6 protein-coding genes and 1 pseudogene are annotated in these 5,454 nt (G+C 45.4%); 3 read left to right on the top strand and 4 right to left on the bottom strand.

Features of this window, described 5'->3' with window-relative positions; genetic code table 11:
• Together fbp and D6D85_RS02535 are read left to right on the top strand one after the other, a co-directional pair.
• A partial coding sequence (gene fbp, locus D6D85_RS02540; RefSeq protein WP_125670513.1) for a fructose-1,6-bisphosphate aldolase/phosphatase occupies nt 1-948 on the top strand: 948 nt, incomplete at its 5' end.
• A 4-nt stretch (nt 949-952) separates the two neighbouring features.
• Nucleotides 953-1,717 carry a TatD family hydrolase gene (locus D6D85_RS02535; RefSeq protein WP_125670512.1) on the top strand — a complete coding sequence of 255 codons (765 nt, stop codon included), beginning with the start codon at nt 953-955 and terminating at the stop codon, nt 1,715-1,717.
• A 24-nt stretch (nt 1,718-1,741) separates the two neighbouring features.
• Here the strand turns inward: D6D85_RS02535 and D6D85_RS02530 are convergent, their stop codons facing one another.
• From D6D85_RS02530 to D6D85_RS02520, 3 genes are read right to left on the bottom strand one after another with little or no spacing between them, the layout of a single operon-like run.
• Nucleotides 1,742-2,563: a methylenetetrahydrofolate reductase gene (locus D6D85_RS02530; RefSeq protein WP_125670511.1), complete on the bottom strand. Its 822-nt coding sequence runs from the start codon at nt 2,561-2,563 to the stop codon at nt 1,742-1,744.
• A complete protein-coding gene (locus D6D85_RS02525; protein WP_125670510.1) occupies nt 2,560-3,648 on the bottom strand; it encodes a hypothetical protein in 1,089 nt (362 codons plus the stop codon). The genes D6D85_RS02530 and D6D85_RS02525 overlap by 4 nt, the downstream gene beginning before the upstream one ends.
• Entirely contained in the window at nt 3,639-4,556 is a 918-nt protein-coding gene (locus D6D85_RS02520; RefSeq protein ID WP_125670509.1) for a hypothetical protein, read from the bottom strand. The genes D6D85_RS02525 and D6D85_RS02520 overlap by 10 nt, the downstream gene beginning before the upstream one ends.
• Before the next feature lie 59 nt (nt 4,557-4,615).
• Between D6D85_RS02520 and D6D85_RS02515 the strand changes: the two genes are divergently transcribed.
• Nucleotides 4,616-5,176, top strand: coding sequence for a CBS domain-containing protein (locus tag D6D85_RS02515; protein ID WP_125670508.1), 561 nt, complete (start codon nt 4,616-4,618; stop codon nt 5,174-5,176).
• Nucleotides 5,177-5,184: 8 nt separating this feature from the next.
• Here D6D85_RS02515 and D6D85_RS02510 read toward each other — a convergent pair.
• Nucleotides 5,185-5,454: pseudogene (locus D6D85_RS02510) on the bottom strand (hypothetical protein); the annotation flags it as partial.

Below are 5,454 nucleotides of genomic sequence, written 5' to 3'. Positions count from 1 at the left end.
GTTGGGGATGATCTTCAGCTCATAATGACCCATAGAAAGGGTGAGGACAGCAAGGAGATCCATGAGATAGCCTGGAATACATTTAAGAGGGCTGCTGAAGCAGCAAAGGACATTGGACTATATGGAGCAGGGCAGGATCTACTGAAGGACACCTTCTCCGGAAATGTAAAAGGAATGGGGCCAGGAGTGGCTGAGATGGAGATAGAGGAGAGGCCATCTGAGCCCTTTGTCGTCTTCATGGCCGATAAGACAAGTCCTGGTGCATTTAATCTTCCGATTTTCAGGATATTTGCCGATCCATTCAATACAGCAGGCCTTGTTATAGATCCCTCTCTTCATTCCGGCTTCTCTTTTGAGGTCATGGATGTCGTGGAAGGTGCTGTTGTTGAGCTGAATGCACCCGAGGAGATCTACGATATTTTAGCGCTAATAGGGACTTTGGGCAGATACATAATAAAGAGGGTCAAGAGGAGGTCTGATGGACAGGTAGCAGCCGTCATAAGCACCACTAGGTTGAATTTAATAGCTGGAAGATATGTTGGAAAGGATGATCCAGTGGCCATAGTTAGGGCGCAGCACGGATTTCCCGCACTTGGCGAGATACTTGAGCCATTTTCTCTTCCTCATCTGGTTCCAGGGTGGATGAGAGGATCTCATTATGGGCCTCTCATGCCAGTTGGGATAAAGGATGCCAGACCAACTAGATTCGATGGCCCCCCAAGGATAGCTGCTCTCGGCTTTATCGTACACAATTCAAAGCTTGTGGGCCCAAGCGATCTGTTCTCAGATGTTGCTTTTGATGAGGCAAGAAGGATGGCTAATTTAATAGCCGATTACATGAGAAGACATGGGCCATTTATGCCCCACAGAATAGAGCCTGAGGAGATGGAGTACACAACTCTTCCAGGGATAATGGAGAAGCTCAAGGGAAGATTCAAGCCAGAGTGATTGCATGAGGCTGTTCGATGCTCACTGCCATCTTGAGGATGAACTATTCGATAAAGACAGGCATGATGTCCTGATAAGGGCGAGAAAAGCTGGGATAATAGGGATGGTGACCTCTCCCCTTGGGATAAACATGGCTCTAAAGGCAATGGAGATCTTCAGGGGAAATGAAATAGTTTACATATCGCCCGGGCTTGACTCAAGGAATTTCTCAGATGAAAAAGCTGCAGAAGAGCTTGCCAGCTTCGTAAGATCCGTAAAGGACGGAATAGTTGCAGTCGGCGAGATAGGCTTGGATTACAAATTTGCAAGAAGCGAGGCTGAGAGGGAGAAGCAGAAGAGAAACTTCAAGTTTCTGGCCAAGCTGGCAGATGAGCTGGACAAGCCAATTGTAGTTCACAGCAGATGGGCTCAGAGACCTGTCTTAAGGGTGTTGGATGAGATCTATGCAACTGATGTGATTTTGCATGCTTTCTCCGGGAGCGAGGATGACGTGAAGTTTGCAGCTGAGAGGGAGTGGTTCATAAGCATATCTACTAATGTGGTCAGATCTTATCCCGTGAGAAAAGCTGCGGAGATATCTCCCCTCAATTTAATTCTCTTGGAATCAGATTCTCCGGCTTTATCCCCTGATGATGGGAGGAATGAGCCGGCAAACATACTTGTATCAGTTGCAGAGATATCCTCAGCCAGAGGAATAAAGCCGGAGGAGCTCGCTGAGATAACAACTGAGAATGCATTAAGGGCTTACAGGATTCCAAGAAGGCATTAGTTTTCTAACTCAACTGCTGAAATTTCACGGCAAAAATATGGGCAATTGCTCATCTCTATCTCTGAGAATTTTTCTCGCCTCTTCTGCAAGCAATACTGAGAAGTCCTGCTCCGCTATCGGGGATATATGCACTCCATCGCATATATCAGCTATTTCTCTTATTGAAGTGAGAAGGGAGTCCCTCCAATTCCCTCTTCCAAGCTCCTCCTTAAACCATTCAGGGAACCTTATTCCGCATCTCCTCTCCATCATCTCCGCAGAATTCCTGCTGTTCAGTATCATGATGCTTCCTATTACTGGATTGTCAAATCCCCTTTCTCTAAGACCTGCTATAAACTTTCTCAACAAGTTTGTATCCAGGGTGGGCTGTGTTATCACAGCATCAGCTCCTGAGGAAAGCTTCTCCGCAGCTCTAACTATCTCCCCCTCCAAATCTCTGGTGGGATTTGCGGCCACATACACAGTAACTCTCTTGGAGAATCTCTCGCACAGGGATCTAATCGTCCTTATGATCTCGACTGTTGTCATGCCAAAGGCCCCTCCATAAGGGCTTTGATCCCCTCTCACTATAACAAGCTCATCTATCCCCCCGTGAATGGCCATCAATATCCTCGACAAAATTCCCCTTTTTGTGCTCTCTCTGCTCGTCATGACCGGTATTATCCTCTTCCCTGTGGCTTCCTTCAGCTTTATGGCTGTGTACATGGTGTCCATCCATCTGTCCTCTTCCCTTCTCATAGCAAGCTCCGTTATTATAAATGCATCGAATGAGTTATATCTTCTTATTTTCTCATAAATCTCATCAAGGCTCGGTCTCGAAGGTGGATTAAGCTCAAGGGATATCATTTCAACTCCTCCCTCGCCATTTCAGCTCCTTTGACCATATTTTTCAGCTTTCTGTATGCTATTTCCCAGCTCCTTGTCCTCAAGCCGCAATCCGGGTTCACGTAAATCCTCTCAGGGGGTATGAACTTGGAGGCATAGAGTATCCTCTCCTTCACCGTGTCCGGGCTCTCGACATCATCTGTATGAACATCGACAACACCAAGTCCTATCTCTCCATCATACTCCTTGAAGAGACTGAGAATATCGTAGCCCTTTATTCCTCTGTTTGCGAACTCAAGGGCAAGCTGCACTTTGCCCTTCAACTCATATATGTGGGGAAATAGGAGGGAGTAGTCGCTGTAGCATATGTGTATTGAGAACTTGCAGTTTAAGCCAGATGTCATCTCATTGAAGGCCTCGACGAATATATCCACTTCATCCGGCTTTGTCGTGACAGCAGGCTCATCTATCTGTATTATTTCAGCTCCTTTATCTATTAAAGCTGCTATATTGGGCCTTATAACCTCTTTTGCCAGATCCAGGACGAACTCCCTCTTTGCCGGTTTTCTAAGGTTCTTCCAGCTGTATCCAAGTTTTCTGTACTTCTCAACATAGTATTTGTTGTAGGACCACTCAGCCAGCGTATAAGGACCTGTTATGGGGACCTTAACTCTTCTTTTAGTGTTTCTCCTTGTGAACAGGAACTCCTCCACATGATATGGGGATAGAAGTCTTGGCTTATCAACGCACTCAGCTCTGTTGTAGTACTTGTTGTCAAAGCTCCTCACAGGACCCAGAAACCTGAAACCAGAGACATACCTCAACGGATACTCATACATCTCAGTCCTGAACTGTTCTCCATCGAACACTATGTCCAGCCCTGCTTTCTCAAGAAGCCTTATTGCCATCAAAGCAGATAGCTCCACAACCTCCTTTTTCTCAGCTTTTCCCTCCTCAACCTTTTTCACAAGATCCTCCTCTATCTCCAGAAACTCAGCCCATCTTCTGAGCTCCTTTAAGTCCTCTTTCCCCAATTTTTCCCCTCTTACGTATTTAACCCTCCAGTTAGGCTTGGAGAGACTTCCTATCTCCTGAGTTAAGAGCATTTTAACACCTCCAGAACTTCTTTCAGGATCTCCATCTTCCTCCTAGCTTGTTCATAGGGAAGGAACTCCAGATCGCAGTTCGGGGATATGCCCACTATCTCCCCATGAATCCCTCTTATCATGTCAGCTATCTGATTTGGATCCTCCATGAAGGTGTTTCTTGAGTCCACAACTCCCAAGATAAGTTTTGCAGACACATCTATGCTTTCAGGCTCCGTCTCCATCATATCAATTCCTATCGGCTCCACATCCTCTTCAGCTAGGAAATTAACAGCTTTAGAGCAATCCCCAAAATACAGATGGATAGATGTGCTCAGAATCTTTCTGAGCTCCCTGAAACAAGACGCAATGAGCTTTATCTCATCCTTGGATATCTCCCTTCTTTTATATCTGTATACTATTGATGGCTCATTTAACTGAAGAAATGAAATTCCATTTTCTCTTAGCTCAAGGGAAATTGCCTTTAGAGCTTCAAAGTAATCCCACATCAGATCAAGCTTATCCTTGTAGTACTCGTTATGCGATAGATCAGCGAACGTGTACAGCCCGGGAACTATGGCTTTCTCACTCCCTCTGCTCATATAACTTAGAAATCCACCTCTATACTCTATTTTTTCCCTTATCTCAATCTTTCTGTAGAAAGTGTTGTTGTCGAAAAATCTGGTCAAGGATTCTGCTGTCACACCATTTAACACTTTTGAGAAAGGCCTGAAGATATCATCCCATTTTATCATCCCATCTGTTATCTGCCTGAATCCAAGCTTTTTCTGCTCCTCTATTATCCTGTTTATGCAATTTTCAACCTCAACTTCATATTTTTCCCTGCTTATCCTCCCTCTATCAAACTCCCTGCTTGCTCTAACAAGCTCCTCAGTTCTTGGGTGTATCCCCACAAGTGTGGCGAACATACCACAGTGCTATTCCAAGATTTATATAAAAGATCCTGCTAAAAAATTCCTGTGGGAATATGATCATAGACCCATCGGATCTGAGAAGAGTGAGAAGGGAGCTTGGAATCACAGAGAAAGAACTTGCAAAGCTTTCAGGTGTGAGCCAATCCTTGATAGCAAAGATAGAGCTTGGAATGGTTGATCCCAGTTACTCGAAGATGAAAGCGATATCAGAAGCGATAATGAGGGTATCAGGTCTTCAGGGAAAGGCCTCAGATATAATGACAAGCCCTGTCATAAAGGTAAGCCCTGATGACACGGTGGAAAAAGCCGCAGAGCTATTTGAGAAGCATGGCATATCTCAGGTTCCTGTGATGGTTGAAGGAGTTGCCGTTGGAAGCTTCACAGAGAGGGATTTGATAAAGCTTGTATCTGAGAAAAAGGATGTTAAATCAGCCTTTAGCTTGAGGATAAGGGATGTTATGGGGGACATACTTCCTGTTGTCGGGTCTGAAGCCCCAATTCCTCTAGTCCTCTCCCTTCTGGAACACAGCCAAGCAGTTCTTGTGAGCAGAATGGGGGAGATAGTCGGGATAATAACGAGAGCTGATGTGTTGAAGCTGAGGAAGCGTCAATAATAAAGAGCTCAATCCCTCCTCTTCTCCTCTTTCCTCTCCTCCCTCTGCTTCCTCAGGTTGTACCCTATCCAAAACCTCGAGTACCACAACAGCTTCCAGACCTCCGTGTACTTGTCCCCGTACTCCTCCACCAGCTTGTCAGCTATTTTATAGAGCTCATCCGCCTCCTCCAATGTGAGCTCATCCTTCTCTATGAGCTCCTTAAGTCTTATCCTTTCCTCCTCAGTCAACACATCCGTGATGGGATTTCCGGATAAAACTCTGGACATCTCCCTTCT

It is taken from the genome of Candidatus Methanodesulfokora washburnensis (assembly GCF_003947435.1).
GTDB lineage: Archaea > Korarchaeota > Korarchaeia > Korarchaeales > Korarchaeaceae > Methanodesulfokora > Methanodesulfokora washburnensis.
The sequence above is the reverse complement of the archived record's forward strand: the minus strand, read 5'-3'. Positions and strand labels throughout refer to the sequence as shown.

Excerpts from the sequence above, each read along its gene's own strand:
- D6D85_RS02535 (WP_125670512.1), top strand. The coding sequence starts at position 953 with ATGAGGCTGTTCGATGCTCACTGCCATCTTGAGGATGAACTATTCGAT.
- D6D85_RS02530 (WP_125670511.1), bottom strand. The coding sequence starts at position 2,563 with ATGATATCCCTTGAGCTTAATCCACCTTCGAGACCGAGCCTTGATGAG.
- D6D85_RS02525 (WP_125670510.1), bottom strand. The coding sequence starts at position 3,648 with ATGCTCTTAACTCAGGAGATAGGAAGTCTCTCCAAGCCTAACTGGAGG.
- D6D85_RS02520 (WP_125670509.1), bottom strand. The coding sequence starts at position 4,556 with ATGTTCGCCACACTTGTGGGGATACACCCAAGAACTGAGGAGCTTGTT.
- D6D85_RS02515 (WP_125670508.1), top strand. The coding sequence starts at position 4,616 with ATGATCATAGACCCATCGGATCTGAGAAGAGTGAGAAGGGAGCTTGGA.